Source organism: Massilia phyllosphaerae, from assembly GCF_034659755.1.
Lineage (GTDB): Bacteria > Pseudomonadota > Gammaproteobacteria > Burkholderiales > Burkholderiaceae_D > Telluria > Telluria phyllosphaerae.
The window spans coordinates 693,977-713,044 of sequence record NZ_JAXSQX010000001.1 but is presented as its reverse complement, the minus strand read 5'-3'; the positions used below and the strand labels follow the sequence as shown (position 1 = coordinate 713,044).

The 19,068-nt window shown below is 67.1% G+C and carries 15 protein-coding genes; 8 read left to right on the top strand and 7 right to left on the bottom strand.

Annotated features, from left to right (window positions below; all coding sequences use genetic code 11):
• Window positions 1–26 precede the first annotated feature (26 nt).
• Complete coding sequence (locus U1H99_RS03120; RefSeq protein WP_323140306.1) at window positions 27–2,969, top strand: MGH1-like glycoside hydrolase domain-containing protein; 2,943 nt, start codon at window positions 27–29, stop codon at window positions 2,967–2,969.
• Here U1H99_RS03120 and U1H99_RS03115 read toward each other — a convergent pair.
• Together U1H99_RS03115 and U1H99_RS03110 are read right to left on the bottom strand one after the other, a co-directional pair.
• Window positions 2,939–3,580 (bottom strand): GNAT family N-acetyltransferase, encoded by a 642-nt coding sequence (locus U1H99_RS03115; RefSeq protein ID WP_323140305.1) that lies wholly within the window; start codon window positions 3,578–3,580, stop codon window positions 2,939–2,941. The two genes, U1H99_RS03120 and U1H99_RS03115, sit on opposite strands and share 31 nt — an antisense overlap.
• A 7-nt stretch (window positions 3,581–3,587) precedes the next feature.
• Window positions 3,588–4,070 (bottom strand): GNAT family N-acetyltransferase, encoded by a 483-nt coding sequence (locus U1H99_RS03110; protein ID WP_323140304.1) that lies wholly within the window; start codon window positions 4,068–4,070, stop codon window positions 3,588–3,590.
• A gap of 246 nt (window positions 4,071–4,316) precedes the next feature.
• Here U1H99_RS03110 and U1H99_RS03105 point away from each other — a divergent pair, with 246 nt between their 5' ends.
• The gene (locus U1H99_RS03105) at window positions 4,317–4,952 is read left to right on the top strand and encodes a class I SAM-dependent rRNA methyltransferase (RefSeq protein ID WP_323140303.1); all 636 of its coding nucleotides are present in this window, start codon (window positions 4,317–4,319) and stop codon (window positions 4,950–4,952) included.
• Window positions 4,953–4,974: 22 nt separating this feature from the next.
• Here the strand turns inward: U1H99_RS03105 and U1H99_RS03100 are convergent, their stop codons facing one another.
• Window positions 4,975–6,255, bottom strand: a complete 1,281-nt coding sequence (locus U1H99_RS03100) for an amidohydrolase family protein (RefSeq protein ID WP_323140302.1) — start codon at window positions 6,253–6,255, stop codon at window positions 4,975–4,977.
• A gap of 171 nt (window positions 6,256–6,426) precedes the next feature.
• Here U1H99_RS03100 and U1H99_RS03095 point away from each other — a divergent pair, with 171 nt between their 5' ends.
• The 4 genes from U1H99_RS03095 (at window position 6,427) to U1H99_RS03080 (ending at window position 13,430) form a co-directional block, all read left to right on the top strand.
• Window positions 6,427–7,389, top strand: a complete 963-nt coding sequence (locus U1H99_RS03095) for a phasin family protein (RefSeq protein WP_323140301.1) — start codon at window positions 6,427–6,429, stop codon at window positions 7,387–7,389.
• 173 nt (window positions 7,390–7,562) lie between these two features.
• Window positions 7,563–9,323 carry an ABC transporter ATP-binding protein gene (locus U1H99_RS03090; RefSeq protein ID WP_323140300.1) on the top strand — a complete coding sequence of 587 codons (1,761 nt, stop codon included), beginning with the start codon at window positions 7,563–7,565 and terminating at the stop codon, window positions 9,321–9,323.
• Window positions 9,313–11,127, top strand: a complete 1,815-nt coding sequence (locus tag U1H99_RS03085) for an ABC transporter ATP-binding protein (RefSeq protein ID WP_323140299.1) — start codon at window positions 9,313–9,315, stop codon at window positions 11,125–11,127. Before U1H99_RS03090 ends, U1H99_RS03085 begins: the two co-directional genes overlap by 11 nt.
• 242 nt (window positions 11,128–11,369) lie before the next feature.
• On the top strand, window positions 11,370–13,430 hold the full coding sequence (locus U1H99_RS03080) for a tetratricopeptide repeat-containing diguanylate cyclase (RefSeq protein WP_323140298.1): 2,061 nt from the start codon (window positions 11,370–11,372) through the stop codon (window positions 13,428–13,430).
• 53 nt (window positions 13,431–13,483) lie between these two features.
• Here the strand turns inward: U1H99_RS03080 and U1H99_RS03075 are convergent, their stop codons facing one another.
• Entirely contained in the window at window positions 13,484–13,783 is a 300-nt protein-coding gene (locus U1H99_RS03075) for a hypothetical protein (RefSeq protein ID WP_323140297.1), read from the bottom strand.
• Between the two features lie 81 nt (window positions 13,784–13,864).
• On the bottom strand, window positions 13,865–14,659 hold the full coding sequence (locus U1H99_RS03070) for a prohibitin family protein (protein WP_323140296.1): 795 nt from the start codon (window positions 14,657–14,659) through the stop codon (window positions 13,865–13,867).
• A gap of 265 nt (window positions 14,660–14,924) precedes the next feature.
• On the opposite strand from U1H99_RS03070, the gene U1H99_RS03065 reads away from it, so the two are divergent.
• The gene (locus tag U1H99_RS03065; RefSeq protein ID WP_323140295.1) at window positions 14,925–16,055 is read left to right on the top strand and encodes an L-dopachrome tautomerase-related protein; all 1,131 of its coding nucleotides are present in this window, start codon (window positions 14,925–14,927) and stop codon (window positions 16,053–16,055) included.
• A 39-nt stretch (window positions 16,056–16,094) separates the two neighbouring features.
• Here the strand turns inward: U1H99_RS03065 and chrA are convergent, their stop codons facing one another.
• Together chrA and U1H99_RS03055 are read right to left on the bottom strand one after the other, a co-directional pair.
• Window positions 16,095–17,333: a chromate efflux transporter gene (gene chrA / locus U1H99_RS03060; protein WP_323140294.1), complete on the bottom strand. Its 1,239-nt coding sequence runs from the start codon at window positions 17,331–17,333 to the stop codon at window positions 16,095–16,097.
• 11 nt (window positions 17,334–17,344) lie between these two features.
• Entirely contained in the window at window positions 17,345–17,812 is a 468-nt protein-coding gene (locus U1H99_RS03055; RefSeq protein ID WP_141832163.1) for an Lrp/AsnC family transcriptional regulator, read from the bottom strand.
• A gap of 247 nt (window positions 17,813–18,059) precedes the next feature.
• Between U1H99_RS03055 and U1H99_RS03050 the strand changes: the two genes are divergently transcribed.
• Window positions 18,060–18,998, top strand: a complete 939-nt coding sequence (locus tag U1H99_RS03050; protein WP_323140293.1) for a DMT family transporter — start codon at window positions 18,060–18,062, stop codon at window positions 18,996–18,998.
• Window positions 18,999–19,068: the final 70 nt, after the last annotated feature.

The following is a 19,068-nucleotide window of genomic DNA, read 5'->3' as shown; positions in this document are numbered from 1 at the left end:
GTTCCCCACCCTACCCGAGACGCCTCATGAACAAGACCGTGATCGCCCTGGCCGCCCTGCTCGCCGTGCTGGTCCTGACCGCCCCCACCGCGCCTGCCGCGCCTGCCGAAGCGGTGCCGCTGAAGTACGACATCTACGTGCGCGGCGCCTTCAACGGCTGGGGCACCGACAACTTGCTCGCCTACAAGGGCAAGGGCATCTATGAGGCGGATGTGCTGGTCAGTCCGGGCAACCATGCCTTCAAGATCGGCAGCAAGGACTGGAGCGCGGAATGGGTCGCCGATCCGGCGGCCAGCGTGCGGGTCGACCTGGAACGCGCCTATCCGCTGGCGACCCAGGCCGGTCCCGAGGATTACCTGTTCACCCGGCAGACCGCCACCTTCCGCTTCCGGGTCGACGTGAGCGACCGGGCCAGGCCGGTACTGAGCGTGACACGGCTGCCGGCGCCGGCGCAGACCGCGACGCTCGATCCGCACAAGGATGCCGCCGCCACCCGCACCCTGGACTTTGCGACCTGGGACGGCAAACAGGAGCACGCACGCTTTTCCAGCCCCGATCCGGCGGCGCCGCTGCGCACCTACGTGCACTCGACCACGATGCAGCTGCGCGACCCCGGTCCGCAATTCGCCTCCTACCAGGAAGACGCCGCCCTGCCCCGGGTCCGCAGCGGCAACCTGGCCTTCGACGCCCTGTTCGCGCTGGCCGTGCACGAGATGCGCCAGGATTCGGTCAAGGAAATCCGTGACGGTAACTACAACGGCAACGCGCCGATCCCTTGCGACTGCTTCGAGACCGGCGAGAAATGGCATTACGTGTGGACGCGCGACCTGTCGTATGCGGCCGAGCTCGGCCTGGCGATGCTGGATCCGCAGCGCGTGCGCAATTCGCTCGAGTTCAAGCTGTCCGGCTGGCGCGACGGCGTCACCAAGGCGGCGCACGTTGCCGGAACGGCGGACGGCCTGCAGATCGTGCAGGACACCGGCAGCGGCGGCAGCTGGCCGGTCAGCACCGACCGCGTGACCTGGGCCTTCGCGGCCGAGGAAACGCTCAACAACCTGGCGCCCGCCGAGCGCCCGGCCTTTGCCGCCAGGGCGCTGCAGGCGCTGTCGAACACGATCGAGAACGACCGCCTCGCCGCCTTCGACCAGGCGACCGGCCTGTACACCGGCGAGGAATCCTTCCTCGACTGGCGCGACCAGAGCTACGCGGCGTGGATCCCGAGCGACCTGGCCTCGATGGCCAGCAGCGCCGCGCTGTCGACCAACGTCGCCCACTACAAGGCCTTGACGCTGGCCGCCCAGCTGGCGCGCGAACAGGGCGACCCGGCGCGCGCCAAGCGCTACGGCGACTGGGCGGCGGCACTCAAGCGCAGCATCAACACGCGCCTGTGGCTGCCCGACGAAGGCATGTACAGCAGCCTCACCGCCGCCCACTTCGACGGCGCGCCGCTGCACAAGTTCGACTGGCTGGGCCAGGCGCTGGCGATCGTCACCGGCGTCGCCGACGGCGAACGCGCGCGCAGCATCCTGGCCCGCTATCCGCACGGCCCGATGGGCGCACCGGTGATCTGGCCGCAGCAGCAGGGCATGCCGGTCTACCACAACCGCGCCATGTGGCCGTTCGTGACGGCTTACGGCCTGCGCGCCGCGGCCCTGGGCCGCCACGCCGGCGTCGCCGATGCCGCCTACGATGCGCTGATCCGCGGCGCGGCGCTGAACCTGTCGAACATGGAAAACCTGGAGTGGCTGTCGGGCCAGCCGGTGCTGCTGGACGAAGCGCATCCCGAACTGATCGGCCCCGTCATCAACTCGCGCCGCCAGCTGTGGTCCGTCGGCGGCTATATCGGCATGGTGGTGCGCAACGTGTTCGGCGTGTCGGCCACGGCCGCCGGCATCCGGCTGCAGCCTTTCGTCACCACCCGACTGCGCGCCGGCATGATCGGTGCGGACGGCGTCGCCACGCTGCGCAACCTGCGCCTGCGCGGCCATGCGATCGACGTCACGCTGCATCTGCCGGCGGATGCGGGCAGCAATCACGCCGCGGGCATTTACGCGGTCGAAGGCATCCTGCTGAACGGCCAGCCCGCTGGACCGGACATCCGCTGGGACCAGCTGCGCGCCGAAAACACCATCGAGATCCGCTTCGGCAAGGCAGCCGCCGACGCCCAGCCGATGCGGCGCGTGCAGGCCGACCCCTACCGTGAAGATCCGGCCGTGTTCGGCCCGCGCGAGCCGGTTGTCAAGAGCATGACGCGCGACGCCGCCGGCCATCCGGTGCTGACGGTCGGCGGCCCTGGTGAAGCGGCCGGCGTCACCTACAACGTCTACCGCGACGGCAAACCGGTCGCACAGGGGCTGGCGGCCGGCGCCTGGACCGACCGCGGCGCCCCCGCCAACGCCTGCTACGCCGTCGAAGCGCAATTCGGCGCGGGCGCCAACCGCAGCCACCACAGCCAGCCGCTCTGCATCGGCAGCGTGGTCGACATCGCCGCCACCGACGCCCGCGTCGCGGCAAGCGTGGCGCTGGCCGGCCCGAATGCCCGTTTCGCCGAAACCCACCTGGCCAACTGGGGCAAGCCGGACGACCATTTCGCGGTGCGCGACGTGCGCGTGCCGCAGGATGGCGACTACGCCGTGCAGGTGCGCTACCACAATGGCGCCAACCAGGTGAACCTGGGCATCAGCGGCGGCGTGAAGTGGCTGACGGTGAAGGACGGGGCCGGCGCCATCGTGGCGCAGGGCGTGGTGCAGTTGCCGCACGCGCGCATCGACAAGGCGAATACGCCGACGGTGTTCTCGACGCCGCTGGCGGCGAAGCTCGCTGCGCACGCCAGCTACCGCATCGAGATGAGCGACTTCTTCAACATGAGCTATTTGGAGAGCAACAGCAGCTTCAGCGCCGCCGGCGGCGTCGAGGGGCCGTCGAACCGCTTCGATATCTACGGCGTGCGTTTGCTGCGGGTGCGCTGATTATCGGGACACGGCGCGGACACGGGCGCGAAAACGGCGCGCGGCGTCAGCGCCTCGAGCGCCTGCACGATGCGCGGCAGGCGCCCGTCGTCGTCCGGCGGCGCCAGGTCGATGCTGTATAGATTGGTGCCGGCGTCGCCCGGCGCCAGGTGCGTGAAGCGCTCGAAGCGCATCCCCATCTTGCGCAGCAGGTAATTGGAAGCGATGTTGTTCGGCGAGGTGATCGCCAGCACGCGCCGCAGGCCGAGGCTGGGCGCGAACCCGAGCACCGCGACGCCGGCCTCGAAGGCGTAGCCCTGGCCGCGCCAGGCGGGCAGGAAGGCGTAGCCGATGTCGACGCCATCCAGGCTGTCGCGCTTGATCAGGCCGCACATCCCGATCGGCACCCCGCCACTATCGCGCAACTCCACCACGTACAGCGAGTGGCCGCGCTCTTCCTGCATCGCGATCGGACCGGCCAGCAGGGCTTGCTGGGCATCCTCCAGCGTGCGCAGGCCGCGGTCGCCGATCTGCTCGACGAAGGCCGGGTCGTTCAGCAGCGCCAGGTAAAACGCAGCGTCGCCGGGTTCGACGGTGCGCAGGTTCAGGCGCGCGGTGGCGAGGATATGCAAGGGGTCCTCAGTCTTCCTCGGGAAGCGCCCAGCGGGCCGGGTCTTCCAGCAGCTTGTACATCACGTAGGCGTCGACGTAGCCCAGGCGGCGGTGGCGGTAGGCCTTGGGCAGGGTGCCGACGATCGAGAAGCCCAGCCGCTTCCACAAGTGGAGCGCGCGGCTGTTGGTGCTGACCACGAAATTGAACTGCATCGCCAGGAATCCCTGGCGCCGCGCCTCGCCGATACTGTGCTCGCCCAGCAGGTGACCGATGCCGACGCCCTGCGCATTCGGGCTGACCATATAGGAAGCGTTGGCCACGTGGGCGCCGCGCCCGAGCTGGTTGGGCTGCAGCCGGTACATCCCGAGGATGCGCTCGCCACCCTTGACAGCCACCCAGGTGGCGACGCCCGGCGCAAACCAGTAGTCCAGGGCGGCTTCGCGGCTGGTCGTGCCGTCGTGAACATATGTTTCTCCCTCGGCGACATGCGACTGGAAGATTGTCCACATGGCGTTGAAATCGGCATCGGTCGCTGGACGAACACGGATATCTGTCACTTGCTGGGCCTGCTTAAAGTATCGAAAGCGCAAGAGTTTACCACCAGGATTTGGCTGCACGGCTAGCGAATCTGACAGGTTTGACGACTATATTTTTGTGCAATTACAAGAGGAAATAGATGCTGCATCCAGGCATGCACGCTGCGGGAGGCGGCCCCCGCTTGTTGTATCATCCGCTCCTTCAAAAGAAAGACGCACATGCTCATCATCACCATCAAACAGGGCAAGGAAAAAAGCATCCTCGCCGGCGATCCCTGGATCTATGTCTCGGCCATCGACAAAGTCGACGGCAAGCCGCAGGAGCGCAACAAGCCGGGCGCCACCGCCATCGTGCAATCGTCGTCGCGCCAATTCCTGGCGCGCGCCGCCTACAGCGCCAAGTCGCAGATCGCCGCCCGCGTCTGGACCCTGCGCGAAGACGAGCCGGTCGACCATGCGCTGATCAAGCGCCGCGTGCAGGCGGCCGTGGAGCGCCGCGCCGGCGCGCTGCGCGCTGCCGATCCGCAGGCGCTGGTGCAGCTGGTCGACGGCGAAAAGGATGGCTTGCCGGGCCTGCTGGTGCACAGCGTCGGCGGCAGTACCGGTTACCTGACCTGCCAGTTCAATGCCGCCGGCGTCGATGCATGGAAGGTCGCGATCGTGCAGGCCCTGCTGAAAGCCACCGGCTGCCCCAACGTCTACGAACGCTGTGACGAGCTGCTGCGCAAGGGCGAAGGCCTGCCGGTGATCTGGCGCGCGCTGGCCGGCGACGAGCCGCCGCAGCGCTTGACTGTGCGCGAAGGCGGCCGCCTGGTGCCGATGGATATCCGCACCGGTTTCATCTACCCGCGCTGAGCTGCCACCCCTTCCTTGCTGATCAGGCCTCGCGCCCGAGCCGGAAATCCACCGTCTCGGGCCGACCCGGCAAACGCAGGCTGGCGCGCGCCCGCGGCGCCTCGCTGACGACCTGCCCGCGCCTTATCACCGCGCGCCGCGCCGCGCGCAGCCGGATCGCCTCGACCGGGCCGCCGGCGTCGAGCAATACCAGGTCGGCCTTGCAACCCGGCGCAATGCCGTAGCCCTGCAGGCCGAGAATGCGCGCCGGGGTCTCGGTCACGGCCAGGAAGCACTGGTGCATCGCGGCCTGGCCGGTCATCTGCGCCACGTGCAGGCCCATGTGCGCGACTTCCAGCATGTCGCCCGAGCCCATGCCGTACCACGGGTCCATCACGCAGTCGTGGCCGAAGGCGACCGGCACGCCCGCTGCCAGCAGTTCGGGCACCCGGGTCATGCCGCGCCGCTTGGGATAGGTGTCGTGGCGCCCCTGCAGCGTAATGTTAATCAGGGGATTCGCGATCGCCGCCACGCCGGACTCGGCGATCAGCGGCAGCAATTTGCTCACGTAATAATTGTCCATCGAGTGCATCGAGGTGAGGTGCGAACCGGTCACGCGCCCCTGCAGTCCGAGGCGCTGGGTTTCATACGCCAGCGTCTCGATGTGGCGCGACAGCGGATCGTCGCTTTCGTCGCAATGCATGTCGACCATCAGGCCCTGCTCCGCCGCGTATTCGCACAGCAGGCGCACCGACTCGGCGCCCTGCGCCATCGTGCGCTCGAAGTGCGGGATGCCGCCGACCACGTCCACGCCCATCGCGATCGCGCGCTTCAGGTTGTCGAAGGCGGTGGGACTGCGCAGCAGGCCGTCCTGGGGAAAGGCCACCAGCTGCAGGTCGAGGTAAGGCGCGACGCGCCGTTTTACCTCGAGCAGCGCCTCGACCGCCAGTAGCCGGTCGTCGCAGACGTCGACGTGGGTGCGAATCGCCAACAGCCCCCGCGCCACTGCCCAGTCGCAATACTGCAGCGCGCGTTCGATCAGCGCTTCCTGAGCTAGTTGCGGTTTCAATTCTCCCCACAGTGCGATACCCTCGAGCAAAGTGCCCGACTGGTTCACGCGCGGCAAGCCGTAGCTGAGCGTTGCATCCATGTGGAAATGGGCGTCAACAAACGGTGCCGAGACCAAGTCGCCGCCGGCGTCGATTTCGTGGGCCCCTTGCAACGGCAGGCTGGGACCGACCTCGACGATGGTGTCGCCGCGGATCGCGATGTCGATCTGCTTGCGGCCGTCGGCCAGGGTGGCGTTGCGAATGACGAGGTCCATTTTCTCTCCTTCGGCACAGGTAATGGGATCAGCTTATCACATCCAAAACTAATGCTGCGCCGCAAGATTTCCTTATAAAAACTGCACAGAATTTCCTTTTCAACCCTGATGAACGGCTTTACACTAGGTCTATTGCAGTGCGTCATAACCTGAACGAACAAGGAATTTCCGATGACTTCACTCCCCGATCGCCTGTCCGTCGTGCGCCCCCAATGGGAGGCCCAGCTCGACGCATTCCATGCGCTGACCACCCGCGCGCTCGACAGTGCCGAGCAGCTGTTTGCTCTCAACATCAAGACTTCGCGTGCCTCGGTGGAACAAGCCACCGGCACCCTGCGCCAGATGCTGCATGCGAGCGATCCGCGCGACCTGTTCGCCATCGGCAGCCAGGGCCAGTGGCAGCAGATGTTTTCCTATTCGCGTGAACTGATGGGCATCGCCATGGGCGCGCGCGAGCGCAACTGGAGCACCATCCCGATGCCCGTGCCGGCGCCGATGCCGATCCAGTCGCCGGCGCTGCTGGCGGCCCCGGTCGCGCACGTCGTCGAACAGGCCGGCATCGCGGTCGCCGATGCCGCCACCGTGACGACCGAGATCGCGACGGCCGCGGTCGAGAGCAATGCGGCGCTGGCCGAGGACACGATGGGCGTGGGCGACCAGACCTCGTCCACACCGGCGGAAGCGCCGGCCGCACCGGTGGAGGCACCGACCGAACTTGGCGCCGAAAAGACCGGCGAAGCGCCGTCCGAAGTACCGCCCGAACCGGATGCGGCCAAGCCGCCGGCCGATGCCGCGGCGGCCGATGCCGCCCCGGCCGATGCCGCGCCCGCCGATTCTGCTCCCCTGCAGGCCAAGGCGCTCGACGAGGAAACCAGCGCCAACGTCGATGCCCTGGTCGACATCGTGATCGCCGACGAGGCGCCGCCGGCCAAGGCCAAGCCGCTGGTCGAAGCCCTCAACGATCTGGCCCCCAAGCCGGTCGGCGCCGAGCATCCGCTCGCCTCGACCGTGCCGCTGGAAAACGGCAAGCACGTCGAACTGCCGCCGGTGGCGCCGCTCGACACCACCCCGCCGGTCCAGCTGAGCAACGGCCCGGCGTCGGAACGCCGCCGCACGTCGCGCAAGAAATCTTAAGTACTGCGCTTGACCATTGCGCCTGAGCACGGCGCGCGCTGTCCCGCTTGTGGGCGCCCCGCCTGCAAGGGCTGCTCAAAGGTAGTACATTAGCGGGCCTTGGCCCGCTTCCAACGATCCCTGAAAATCGCTGGCGGGCTTCGGCTCGCTTTCTTTTTTCAACGGGATAATCAATGGGTTTGGCTAGCCTGATCGGCGGCTTCGTGCGCCGGCATTGGCGTTCTTATGCGTCGTCGGCCGTGATGCTGTTCGGCGTATCGGTGTGCTCGGTGCTGGTGCCGCGCAAGGTCGGCGCGATGATCGACGGGCTGGCGGCGCACCGCCTCGGCGGCCACGATCTCACCATCCAGTTGCTGGAACTGCTCGGCCTCGGCCTGGCGATCTACGGCCTGCGCGTAGCGTGGCGGCTGCGTTTGTATTCAGCGGCCTACCGCCTCGGCGTCGAGCTGCGCACGCGCCTGTATGCGCGGCTGTCGGCCCAGGGCCCGGCCTTCTACCAGCGCCAGCGCACCGGCGACCTGATGGCGCTGGCCACCAACGACATCGACGCCATCGAACAGGCGTCCGGCGAAGCGATGCTGGCCGGCTTCGACGGCACGCTCACGCTGATCATGGTGCTGGGCATCATGCTGCTCGGTGTCGACTGGCGCCTGACCCTGATCGCGCTGCTGCCCTTCCCGTTGATGGGGGTGGCGTTCTGGCACATCTCGCGCCACATCCACACCGCATCAGCCGACTCGCTCACGCGCTTTTCCAAGCTGAACGACCACGTGCAGGAATCCTTGAGCGGCGTGCGCACGCTGCGCGCGCTCGGCCTGGAACAGCGCAGCAGCAAGCAGTTCTCGGAACTGGCCGCCGCCGCCGCAGACGCCAGCCTCACCGCCCAGAAATGGGAAGCCGCCTACGAACCGGCGGTCGGCCTGACCCTCACCGCCGCCACCGGCCTGACGCTCGGCCTGGGCGGCTACCTGGTGTGGCAGGGCCAGCTCACCATCGGTCTGCTGACCAGTTTTACCATGTACCTCGGCCAGCTGATCTGGCCGATGTTCGCGGCCGGCTGGGTGCTGTCGCTGATCGAACGCGGACGCGCCGCGCTGGCGCGCCTGGAGCCGCTGCTCGACGCCCCGCTCACGGTCGACGACCACGGCACCGTCCAGCAGCTGGCGCGCGGTCCGCTGGTGCTGAAGGACGTCAGCTTCACCTACGGCGGCCAGGAAGGGCAGCTTCCGCCGGCGCTGAACGACATCTCGCTGCGCCTGGAACCGGGCCAGACCCTGGGCCTGGTCGGCGCCACCGGTGCCGGCAAATCGACGCTGCTGCGGGTGCTGCTGCGCCAGGCCACGCCGCAGCGCGGCACGGTCACCTGGGGCGGCCATGCGCTCGACGAATACACGCTGGCGACGCTGCGCGCGGGCCTGAGCTGGGTGCCGCAGGAATCCTTCCTGTTCTCGGCCTCGATCGCCGAGAACATCGCACTGGGCCGCCCCGGCGCCTCGCGCGAGGAGATCGAAGGGGCGGCGAAAATGGCGGCCATCCACGACGACATCCTGCGCTTCCCCTACGGCTACGACACCCCGGTCGGGGAAAAAGGCATCACGCTGTCCGGCGGCCAGCGCCAGAGGGTGGCGATCGCGCGTTCGCTGCTGGCGCAGAGCAGCCTGCTGCTGCTGGACGACGCCCTGTCGGCGGTCGATACCGGCACCGAGACCAGCATCCTCGAGCACTTCGATGAATTGCGCCGCACGCGCCCGGAACTGTCGGTGATCATCGCCAGCCACCGCCTGTCGGCCGTGGTCAAGGCCGACCTGACGGTGGTGCTGCGCGACGGCCGCATCGTCGAATCGGGCACCCACGAACAACTGCTGGCGCGCGACGGCTGGTATGCCAGCCAATGGCGCTATCAACAACTGGAGGCCAGTCTCGATGCAGTCTGACGCAGACAACGACAAGACCAAGGGCGCATCGAAGGACCAGGCCTTCCAGGCGCTCGGCCTGCTGCGGCGCGCCGCGGAACCCGACCGCGTCCACCTGAAATGGGCCACCGGCTGGCTGATCGTCGCCGCCGCCCTCGAGGTGCTCGGCCCCCTGCTCGGCAAGAAGCTGATCGACGACCACCTGCTGCCGCACCACCTCGACTGGACCCGCATGGCGTTGCTGCTGGCAGGTGTGCTGCTCACCGGCTGGGCCGCGTCCTGGCTGCGTTTCCTGCAGCTGGTGCGCCTGTCCGGCCTGGCGATGCGCTCGGTACAGCGCCTGCGCGAATGGGTGTACGGCCACGTGCTGCGCCTGCCGATGGCCTTCTTCGACAAGGCCATCACCGGCCAGCTGGTCAGCCGCGTCACCAACGACACCGAAGCCGTCAAGACCCTGTACATCCAGGTGCTGTTCGTGATCCTCGACAGCAGCATCGTGCTGGTCGGGACCTCGATCGCGATGGCCTGGCTCGACTGGCGCCTGATGCTGATCGTGCTGGCGCTGGTGCCGGCGGTGCTCGGCATCGTCTGGCTGTACCAGAAAACGTCGGCGCCGGCGGTCACGCGCGCGCGCGCCCTGCGCAGCGACATCAACGCCCAGATGGCGGAATCGATCGGCGGCATGAGCGTGCTGCAGGCGAACAATGCACAGCACCGCTTCGGCGAGCGCTTCGCCGGCACCAACCAGCAGCACTACACGGCGCGCGTGGCCGAGCTGCGCGCCAACGCCTTCCTGCTGCGTCCCGCGCTCGACTTCCTCAACGTGGTGCTGCTGGCGGTGGTGATCTTCAGCTTCGGCCAGCGCAGCCTGAACGGGGTCGAAGTCGGCGTGCTGTACGCTTTCATCAGCTACATCGCGCGCGTGGTCGAGCCGCTCATCCAGATCACGATGCAGTTCAGCGGCCTGCAGCAGGCGGTGGTCGCCACGGCGCGCGTGTCGGCCCTGCTCGACGAGACCGGGGCGCCGGAACATGGACGCCGTCGAGCCGCCGAAGGGCGCAAGGCCGATGGCCCGTCGAACATCGACCCGAATGCGCCGGCGGTCCGCGTGCGCAACCTGAACTTCGCCTACATCGAAGGCCAGACCGTGCTGCACGATCTGTCGCTCGAGATCCCGCGCGGCGCCTTCGTCGGCATCGTCGGCCACACCGGCAGCGGCAAGTCGACGCTGCTGTCGCTGCTGCTGCGCTACTATCCGGCGACGCGGGGCAGCATCGAACTGTACGGCGAGCCGCTGGCGGCGATCGACAACGAACGCTTCCGCAGCGAAGTCGGCCTGGTGCCCCAGGACCCGTTCCTGCTGGCGGCGTCGGCGCGCGAGAACATCGACATGGGACGCGGCCTGTCCAGCGAGGCGATCGAGGCGGCGGCGCGCGCGGCCCATGCCCACGGCTTCATCGCGGCGCTGGAAAACGGCTACGATACCCCGCTCGGCGAAGGCGGCTCGCGCCTCTCGTCCGGCCAGAAACAGCTGATCGCGATTGCGCGCGCGCTGGCCGGCAAGCCGCGCGTGCTGTTGCTCGACGAAGCCACCTCGCGCATCGACAGCCAGACCGAGCAGATCGTGCAGCAGGCGCTGACCGAATTGCGCGGCAAGGTGACCATCATCGCCATCGCGCACCGGCTGTCGACGATCCGCGACGCCGACCGCATCATCGTTCTGAACCACGGCCGCATCAGCGAAGCCGGCAGCCATGACGAGCTGATGCACATCGAAGGCGGCCTCTACCAGCGGCTCTACCTGTTGCAGCAATTGGCCGCCTGATCCCGCCTTTTAACGACACATTTGCACCGTAACGGAGCAAATGTGTTTTGACATCCCTTTATGGCGTGTCTTTTTTTCGCATACGAGAGATAAAAAAACGTCTTTCTGCTATGCAACAGGCCTATAATCCCAAGCTTGGTTCCAAGACGGGTCGCAATTATTCTTGGGACAGCCTATCCTCGGGGAGAGCTATCTTGGCAGGCCTGCATTGCGCATCGCAATATCGAAGCAGCCGCGCGGTCTTGCGCGCGCCTCTGCTATCGCTCTTGCTGGCGTGGGGTACCGCTTTCGCTGCGGCCCCGGCAGCAGCGCCGGCCGCCGCTGCCACCTCGCCACTGCACAAGCAGCTGGCCGAGATCCAGGAAATCACCCGTGTCAACCCGCAGCGCGCGCTGCCGATGCTGGACAAGCTGGCTGCCGAACTGCCCACGGCCACGCCCGGCGAACGCGTCAATTTCCTCAGCCTGTCCTGCATCGCCCAGTACCGCCTGGGCCACAATGAACGGGCGCTGCCGCTGTGCGAAGAGGCACTGGTGTTGGGCCGCCGGCACAACGACGAGGATGCCATTGCGCGCGCCCTGCTGGCCAAGGCCTATGCGCTGTTCGCGATGAACGAGATGGCGCAATCGCACCAGCTGGTGTGGGAAGCCGAGAAGCTGGCCCTCGACAGCCAGGACCGCGAACTGCGCATCCGCGCCATGGTCTCGTCCGGCGAGTCGCATGCCGAGGACGGCAACTTCCCGAGCGCCCTGAACCGCATCCAGGCGGCCGTCACCCAGGCGCGCCAGAGCGGCGACCCCTTGTCCATCGTGATCACGCTGAATTCGCTGGCCTACCTGTACAACCAGATGCGCGAACCCGGCAAGGCCTTCGACGCGCTCGACGAAGCCTACCGCGCCGCCGAGACACTGAATTCGCCGGCACGCCTGGCGACGCTGAAGAACACGGAATACGGCGTCGCCATCGATTCTGGCCAGCTCCAGCGCGCCCTGAAGGTGATGCGCGAGGAACTCGAGCTGTCGCGCCAGATCGGCGCCGACCCGATGATCGCCACCGCGCTGGTCAACCTGTCCGACTGCAACCTCAAGCTGCGCAACCACCACGCCGCGCTGAGCTATGCCCAGCAGGCGCTGGAACAGGGCCGCAAGCTCAAGGACGAACGCGTGATGTCGACCGCGCGCCTGAACATCGGCCAGGCCTACCTGGCGATGGGCCGCCTCGCGGAAGGCAAGAAAAGCATCGAGGAAGGCATGGCCTGGTACGAGAAGTCCGGCCACAAGCCCGACCTGCAGATGATGCTGACCGAATACGGCGATGCGCTGGAACGCGTGGGCGATTACGCCGGCGCGCTGGGTGCCTACCACCGCGAGCGCGCGCTGTCGAACGAACTGTTCGAGAAGCGCCGCCAGAAGGCGATGCTGGAGCTGCAGGAAAAGTACGAAGCCGACAAGCGCCAGCGCCAGATCGAACTGCTGCGCCAGGAAAACCAGGTCAAGTCGACCGAGATCGACAACCGCCGCCTGCAGCAGCGCGTCTGGTGGCTGCTGGCCACGGTCTTCGCGCTGGCGTCGGCGATCGTCTTCATGTTGTACCGCAAGGTGCGCCAGGCCAACGCCCAGCTGGAAGAAAAGAACCAGGAACTGAAACAGCAGAGCGCGCGCGATCCGCTGACCGGCCTGTACAACCGCCGCCACTTCCAAGAATACATGCGCGGCCACCAGGACACCGAACGCCGCGGCGCCGGCCTGAACCCGCAGGGCGACGACATGGTCAGCGCCCTGTTCCTGCTCGACGTCGACCACTTCAAGCACATCAACGACACCTACGGCCACGGCGCCGGCGACGCGGTGCTGCGCGAGATCGCCGCCGGCCTGCGCGAGATCCTGCGCGAGACCGACATGATCGTGCGCTGGGGCGGCGAGGAATTCCTGGCTTTCCTGCCTGCGGTGCCGCGCGGCGGCCTGGACGAGGTCGCACTGCGCCTGCTGAGCGGCATCCCGGCGCGCACCATCGACTACCAGGGCACGCCATTGTCGGTCAACGTGTCGATCGGCTTCGCCCCCTTCCCGCTGACGCGCGGCGCGGCACTGTCGTGGGAGCGCGCCGTCAACATCGTCGACATGGCGCTGTACCTGGCCAAGGGCCACGGCCGCAACCGCGCCTACGGCGTGCGCGGCATCAAGCGCCTCGATCCGGCGGCCCTGCTGGAAGTCGAACAGGACATCGAGCGCGCCCGCCGCGCGGGACTCGTCGATCTCTCCGTCGTACAGGGTGGCATGCCGGTGCTCAGGGCAGTATCCTAAGCGATCGGGATCAGCCCTTACCGTCGTCCCCGCATAGGCGGTGACGACTTACCTCAATGCGCGGCCTGCTGGATCTTCTCGCCGGCCTGCTCCACCTTCTTCCCGACCGCCTCGGTCGCCTTGTCCAGGTTGCGGCTCGCCTGCGCCGTCGCTTCCTTCGCGTTTTCGCGCGCCTGCGCGGCAACGGCATCGGCCTTCTCGACTTGCTCCTGTACCTTGCCGGCGACTTTGGCGCCGGCATCGTCGATGGCACGGCCCGCCTTCTCGGCAGGGCCGGTACCGTCGGCCTGGGGTTTGCAGCCGGCCAGCAGGAGCGTGGCCAGCAGCGTGGTGAATACGAATGTGCGGTTCATGATGGCCTCCTTTTTGTTATCAAGAATACACTGGAATGAGCACGGAGGGCGGACGGCTGCCGCCGCCGGCGCCAGCTGCACTTATTTGACGTTAATGAAGGGCACTGCGCCGCCGCCGGCCACGGTCGGCAGCTTGCCGTCCCACTTCTCGATCGCCATGCGCTGGTTTTCCATTTCGCGCAGGCGGATCAGTTCCGGCGTCACCTGCTGGCGCTGCACCGCCAGCGACTCGGCTTCGGCACGGGCCTGGGCCACGCGCTGCTTGGCTTCGACCTCGATGCGCTGCAGGTCGCGCTCGGCCTTCAGCTTCAGTTGCTCGGCCGTGGTCTTGGCTTCGATCGCGTCGTTGAAGGAGCGCGAGAAATTGAAGTTCACGATCGAGAACTCGTCCACCATGATGCCATGGCGCGCCAGGCGCTCGCGCAGCTGCGCCACGATCTGGTCGCGCACGTCGGTGCGCTTGGCGATCAGCTCTTCGGCGGTGAAGCGCGCGGTGACGGCCTTCACGGCTTCCTGCACAGCCGAGATGATGATGCGCTGGCCGGGTTCGTTGCCGAGATCGCGGAACACGGTGACGGCGCCTTCCGGCCTGACGTGGTAGTTCAGCGCCACCCGGGTGTGCACGGTCTGCAGGTCGCGCGAGGCAGCATCGCCGTCGCCCTCGCCCTTCTGGATCGACACGTTGACCAGGTTGAGCTTCTGCGCCAGCGGAATGCGGAAATGGATGCCTTCGCTGAGCACCTGGGTGCTCGGACTGCCGAAGGTCGTCATCACGCCCCGGTAGCCCGCCGGCACGGTGCCGAACGGCGCCAGCGCCCACAACACCATCAGCAGGACCAGGCCGCCGATGAGCCTTACCAACAACATGCCTTTCATGTCGCGTCCTTTCGATCAGTTCTGCCGCCCGGGTAATGGGCGCCAGGTCGTCGTTTATGTTGACGATGAGCAAAGTGTATAACCTGATAATCCTCAGAGAAATATAAATTTATGGGGTCTCGACTGCGTAAAAACCGAAGCTGCGCAACACCTGCCGTTCTGCTATCTGCTGGCTTACCCACCTTGCGTGCGCCGGACACGGCGCGATCCCACCATAATTCAATATCTATATGACACTGTTCAGTATTAATTCACGGGGGAAATAATGAAATTCACATCCGCATGTGCCGCTCTCGCACTCGCCGGCATGGCTGGCAGCGCCGCCTGGGCCGCACCGGCCCAGCCCACCCTGGAACCGGTCGCGCAGTTCGCGCACCAGGTGACCGGCGTCACCGTCAGCGAACGCGGCCGCATCTTCGTCAATTTTCCACGCTGGACCGAGGATGCGCCGGTGTCGGTGGCCGAAGTCATGAAGGACGGTTCGATCAAGCCCTACCCGGATGCGCGCTGGAACGCCTGGCGCAACGCGAACGGCGACGAGACCTCGCCGGCCGACCACTGGGTCTGCGTGCAGAGCGTGGTGGCCGACGGCCGCGGCAGCGTCTGGGTCCTCGACCCGGCGGCACCGGCCCACGAAGCCGTGATCCCGGGCGGACCCAAGATGGTACGCATCGATCTCGCCACCGACCGCGTGGCCCAGACGATCGCGTTCGACCAGTCGGTGGCGATTCCCGGATCCTACCTGAACGACGTACGCTTCTCCAGCGACGGCAAATTCGCCTTCATCACCGACTCCGGCCAGCGCGGCGCCCTGATCGTGGTCGAACTGGCCAGCGGCAAGGCCAAGCGCGTGCTGGACGGCCATCCGTCGACCCAGCCCGAGAAAGGCGTGGTCGTGCATTCGGACGGCAAGCCGGTCCGCTCGCCCGACGGCCGCAAGGTCCAGTTCGCCGCCGACAGCATCGCCTTGTCCGGCGACGGCTACCTGTACTGGAAGGCGCTGACCGGCAAGACGCTGTACCGGATCCAGGCCAGCGTGCTCGCATCGCGCGGTTTCCAGGGCCAGGACGTGGCCGGCGACGTGCAGTCCTACGGCCAGACCGGTCCGACCGACGGCTTCTGGATCGGCCACAAGAACGGCAAGCCGGGCAACCAGCTGTACGTCAGCCTGATGGAACACAATGCGATCGGCGTACGCGACCTGGCGCAGGGTGCGTCCGGCAGTCCGCGCACGCTGGTCCAGGATGCCCGCCTGCGCTGGCCCGACACCTTCAGCCAGGGTCCGGACGGCAGCCTGTACGTGACCACCTCGCGCATCCAGGATTCGGCCTTCTACAAGAAGGATGCGCCGCCGGCCCTGCCGACCCAGCTGTGGCGTGTGAAGCTGGGCGACTGAGCACAACTACCTCGGGCGCCAGCGCCGCAGCTTGCCGCGTCAGGCGAGCATCGTCAGCAGTGCGCCCGCGACGGCAACCGACAGCACCACGGCCAGGGGTGGCCATTTCCAGATAGCTAATAGAAGAAAGCCTGCCACCGCCACGGCAAAGTCCCTCCCATCCAGGACGGCGCCGGTCCAGACCGGGTCATACAGGGCCGCGCCGAGGATGCCGACGACCGCGGCATTCGCGCCGCGCACCGCATGCTGCGCTTGCGGCCAGGTCCGGAAACGGCGCCAGAACGGCAGCGCCGCATACACCAGCAGCAGTCCCGGCAGGAAGATCGCGACCAGCGCGACGATGGCCCCGGATGCCGCTGTGCCGATGCCGGCACCGATGCCGGCGCCCAAGCTGGCACCGAGGTAGGCGGCGAAGGTAAACAAAGGACCGGGTACCGCTTGCGCAAGGCCATAGCCGGCCAGGAAGCGGTCGTCCGCCAGCCAGCCGGTCCCGACCACTTCCGCGCGCAACAGCGGCAGCACCACATGGCCGCCGCCAAAGACCAGCGCGCCCGCGCGATAAAAAGCGCCGAAGATCGACGTGACGGACGCAGTGGCGGCGCCGGGCATGAGCACGGCCGCCAGCAGCAGGCCGAAGAACAGCGCCAGCGCCACGATGCCGCCCTTGTGCCCGCCCGGCGATCCGGAACGCGGCAGCGCGGCCACTACCTGGCCGCGACCCTGCCACATGCCGGCAAGGGCACCGGCACCGATGGCCGCCACTTGCCCGAACGAGCCGCCCGCAAAGACGACGATGGCGAGGGCCGCCAGCGCGATGCCGGCACGTGGACCGTCGGGCGCCAGCGAGCGCGCCATGCCCCAGACCGCATGGGCAACGACGGCGACGGCCACTAGTTTCAAGCCGTGGATGGCGGCCGCCGCCCAGGGACCGCTGAGGGCGGCGGCGCCCAGTGCGCAGGCGAACAGGATCAGCGCGGACGGCAAGGTAAAGCCGAGCCATGCGGCGCAGCCGCCTGCCAGGCCCTGTCCTCGCAACAAGCCCAAGCCGAATCCGACCTGGCTCGATGCCGGACCCGGCAAAAACTGGCAGAGCGCGACCAGGTCCGCATAGTCGGCTTCATCCAGCCAGCGGCGGCGCAGTACGAATTCGTTGCGGAAATAGCCGAGGTGGGCGGCGGGGCCGCCAAAGGCGCTCAGCCCGAGTTTCAGGAAGATCGCGAAGATCGCCAGGACGCTCTCTTGCCGCCGCTGGCCGGGTGCGTTGTGAAGAGGCGGCATGGCCATCGGGTTTATGGCGTCACCGACGGCGCCCGCTTCAGGCAACGCAGGGTAAAGGTCGAACGCGTATGCCGCACCCCCGGCAGTTTATACAGTTTCTGCCGCAAAAAACGCTCGTAGCCTTCGGTGCCCGCCACCGCCACCTTGATCAGGTAATCGTATTCGCCGGACAGCAGATAGGCCTCCATCACTTCCGGCAGCTCGGCCAGCGCATCGGAAAAGGCCTTGAAGATCTCGTCGTCATGGCGGTCGACCGTGACTTCGATGATCACGGTGTCCGGCATGCCCAGCGCGCGCTGGTCGAGCATCGCCGCGTAGCCGGTGATGTAGCCGCCCTCTTCCAATGCACGCACACGGTGCCAGCACGGCGTCGGCGACAAGTTGACGGTCTCGGCCAGCTTCTGGTTACTGATGCGGCCATCCTGGCTCAGGGTGCGCAGGATCTTGCGGTCGATTTCGTCGAGTTGGCCATCTTTCATGAAGCGTGTCCTTACGGGTTTTCGATGAATCAGAAAAGAAATATCTTCATTTTACCTTTTACGAAGATAAATCCTTGGAAAAACCCGCTGTTATCGCTATCGAACAAAAGCACATTCTATTCGTGCTGCCTTACCATTCTCGCGCGCGTTGATGTAACGCACAAAACACTGATGCGCCGAGCCACTTCCTTACCAGGAATGCGCTGCCGGCGCTTTGTTCACCCTCACCATCCATCGAGGAGTTTGCGTGTCCGAAGCCATTTCGCAGGGCAGTCTGGGCTACCGGGGCAATGCCTTTGCCGCCGAATTGCCGCTGATGTTCATTGCCCCCGCCCTGTTTGCCGCCAACCTGATCGTGGCGCGCTGGGCGCAAGGCGCCGGCATCGCACCGGTGTTCCTGGCCTTCGGGCGCTGGGCGCTGGCCTTCCTGATCCTGCTGCCGACCGTCGGCCCGCGCATGTTCGCGCTACGCCACACCCTGCTCGCCAACTGGCCGCGCATCCTGCTGCTGGCCAGCCTCGGCATGGGCGTGGCGGTGGCGCCGCAATACGTCGGCGCGCGCCATACCAGCGCCGCCAACATCGGCATCATCTTCGCCGCCTGCCCGGCGCTGGTCACCCTGATCGAGACCCTGGTGTGGCGCGTGCCGCTCGAGCGCAAGCAGGCCAGCGGCATGCTGCTGGCCATCTTCGGCGTGCTGATCGTGCTCTCCAAGGGCAACCCGGCCGCCCTCGGCCAGCTGGAATTCGGCCGCGGCGATCTGTGGGTGGTGCTGGCCGGCTGCGGCTGGTCGCTGTACACGGTATTCAACAAGCGCGTGCCGCTGCCGCCGCTACCGAGCACGGTCAAGCTGGCGTCGCTGATCGGCGGCGGCGCGCTGGTGCTGGCGCCGTTCGCCGCACTGGAAACCCTGCACGGCAACGTTCCCGATTTTGGCGACAGCCGCCTGTACATCGCGCTGGGCTTCCTGGCCGTCGTGCCGAGCCTGGGCGCCTACTTCTGCTTCGACCGCCTGGTGTCGCTGGCCGGCCCGACGCGCGCCAGCATGAGCCTGTACCTGATTCCGCTGTTCGCGACGCTGGCCGCCTGGCCGCTGTTGAAAGAGGCGCCGCATCTGTACCACGTGGCCGGCTTTGCCGTGATCCTGGGCGGCGTCGCGCTGTCGAGCATGCGCCGCCGCGCCTGAGCGCCGCTGCACGCGCATCGTTTTCCGTTAGCGGCGTCCCTGCCTCATGGCCGGGACGCCGTTTTTTTAT

Excerpts from the sequence above, each read along its gene's own strand:
- U1H99_RS03120 (WP_323140306.1), top strand. The coding sequence starts at position 27 with ATGAACAAGACCGTGATCGCCCTGGCCGCCCTGCTCGCCGTGCTGGTC.
- U1H99_RS03110 (WP_323140304.1), bottom strand. The coding sequence starts at position 4,070 with ATGTGGACAATCTTCCAGTCGCATGTCGCCGAGGGAGAAACATATGTT.
- U1H99_RS03105 (WP_323140303.1), top strand. The coding sequence starts at position 4,317 with ATGCTCATCATCACCATCAAACAGGGCAAGGAAAAAAGCATCCTCGCC.
- U1H99_RS03100 (WP_323140302.1), bottom strand. The coding sequence starts at position 6,255 with ATGGACCTCGTCATTCGCAACGCCACCCTGGCCGACGGCCGCAAGCAG.
- U1H99_RS03095 (WP_323140301.1), top strand. The coding sequence starts at position 6,427 with ATGACTTCACTCCCCGATCGCCTGTCCGTCGTGCGCCCCCAATGGGAG.
- U1H99_RS03090 (WP_323140300.1), top strand. The coding sequence starts at position 7,563 with ATGGGTTTGGCTAGCCTGATCGGCGGCTTCGTGCGCCGGCATTGGCGT.
- U1H99_RS03085 (WP_323140299.1), top strand. The coding sequence starts at position 9,313 with ATGCAGTCTGACGCAGACAACGACAAGACCAAGGGCGCATCGAAGGAC.
- U1H99_RS03075 (WP_323140297.1), bottom strand. The coding sequence starts at position 13,783 with ATGAACCGCACATTCGTATTCACCACGCTGCTGGCCACGCTCCTGCTG.
- U1H99_RS03070 (WP_323140296.1), bottom strand. The coding sequence starts at position 14,659 with ATGAAAGGCATGTTGTTGGTAAGGCTCATCGGCGGCCTGGTCCTGCTG.
- U1H99_RS03065 (WP_323140295.1), top strand. The coding sequence starts at position 14,925 with ATGAAATTCACATCCGCATGTGCCGCTCTCGCACTCGCCGGCATGGCT.
- chrA (WP_323140294.1), bottom strand. The coding sequence starts at position 17,333 with ATGCCGCCTCTTCACAACGCACCCGGCCAGCGGCGGCAAGAGAGCGTC.
- U1H99_RS03055 (WP_141832163.1), bottom strand. The coding sequence starts at position 17,812 with ATGAAAGATGGCCAACTCGACGAAATCGACCGCAAGATCCTGCGCACC.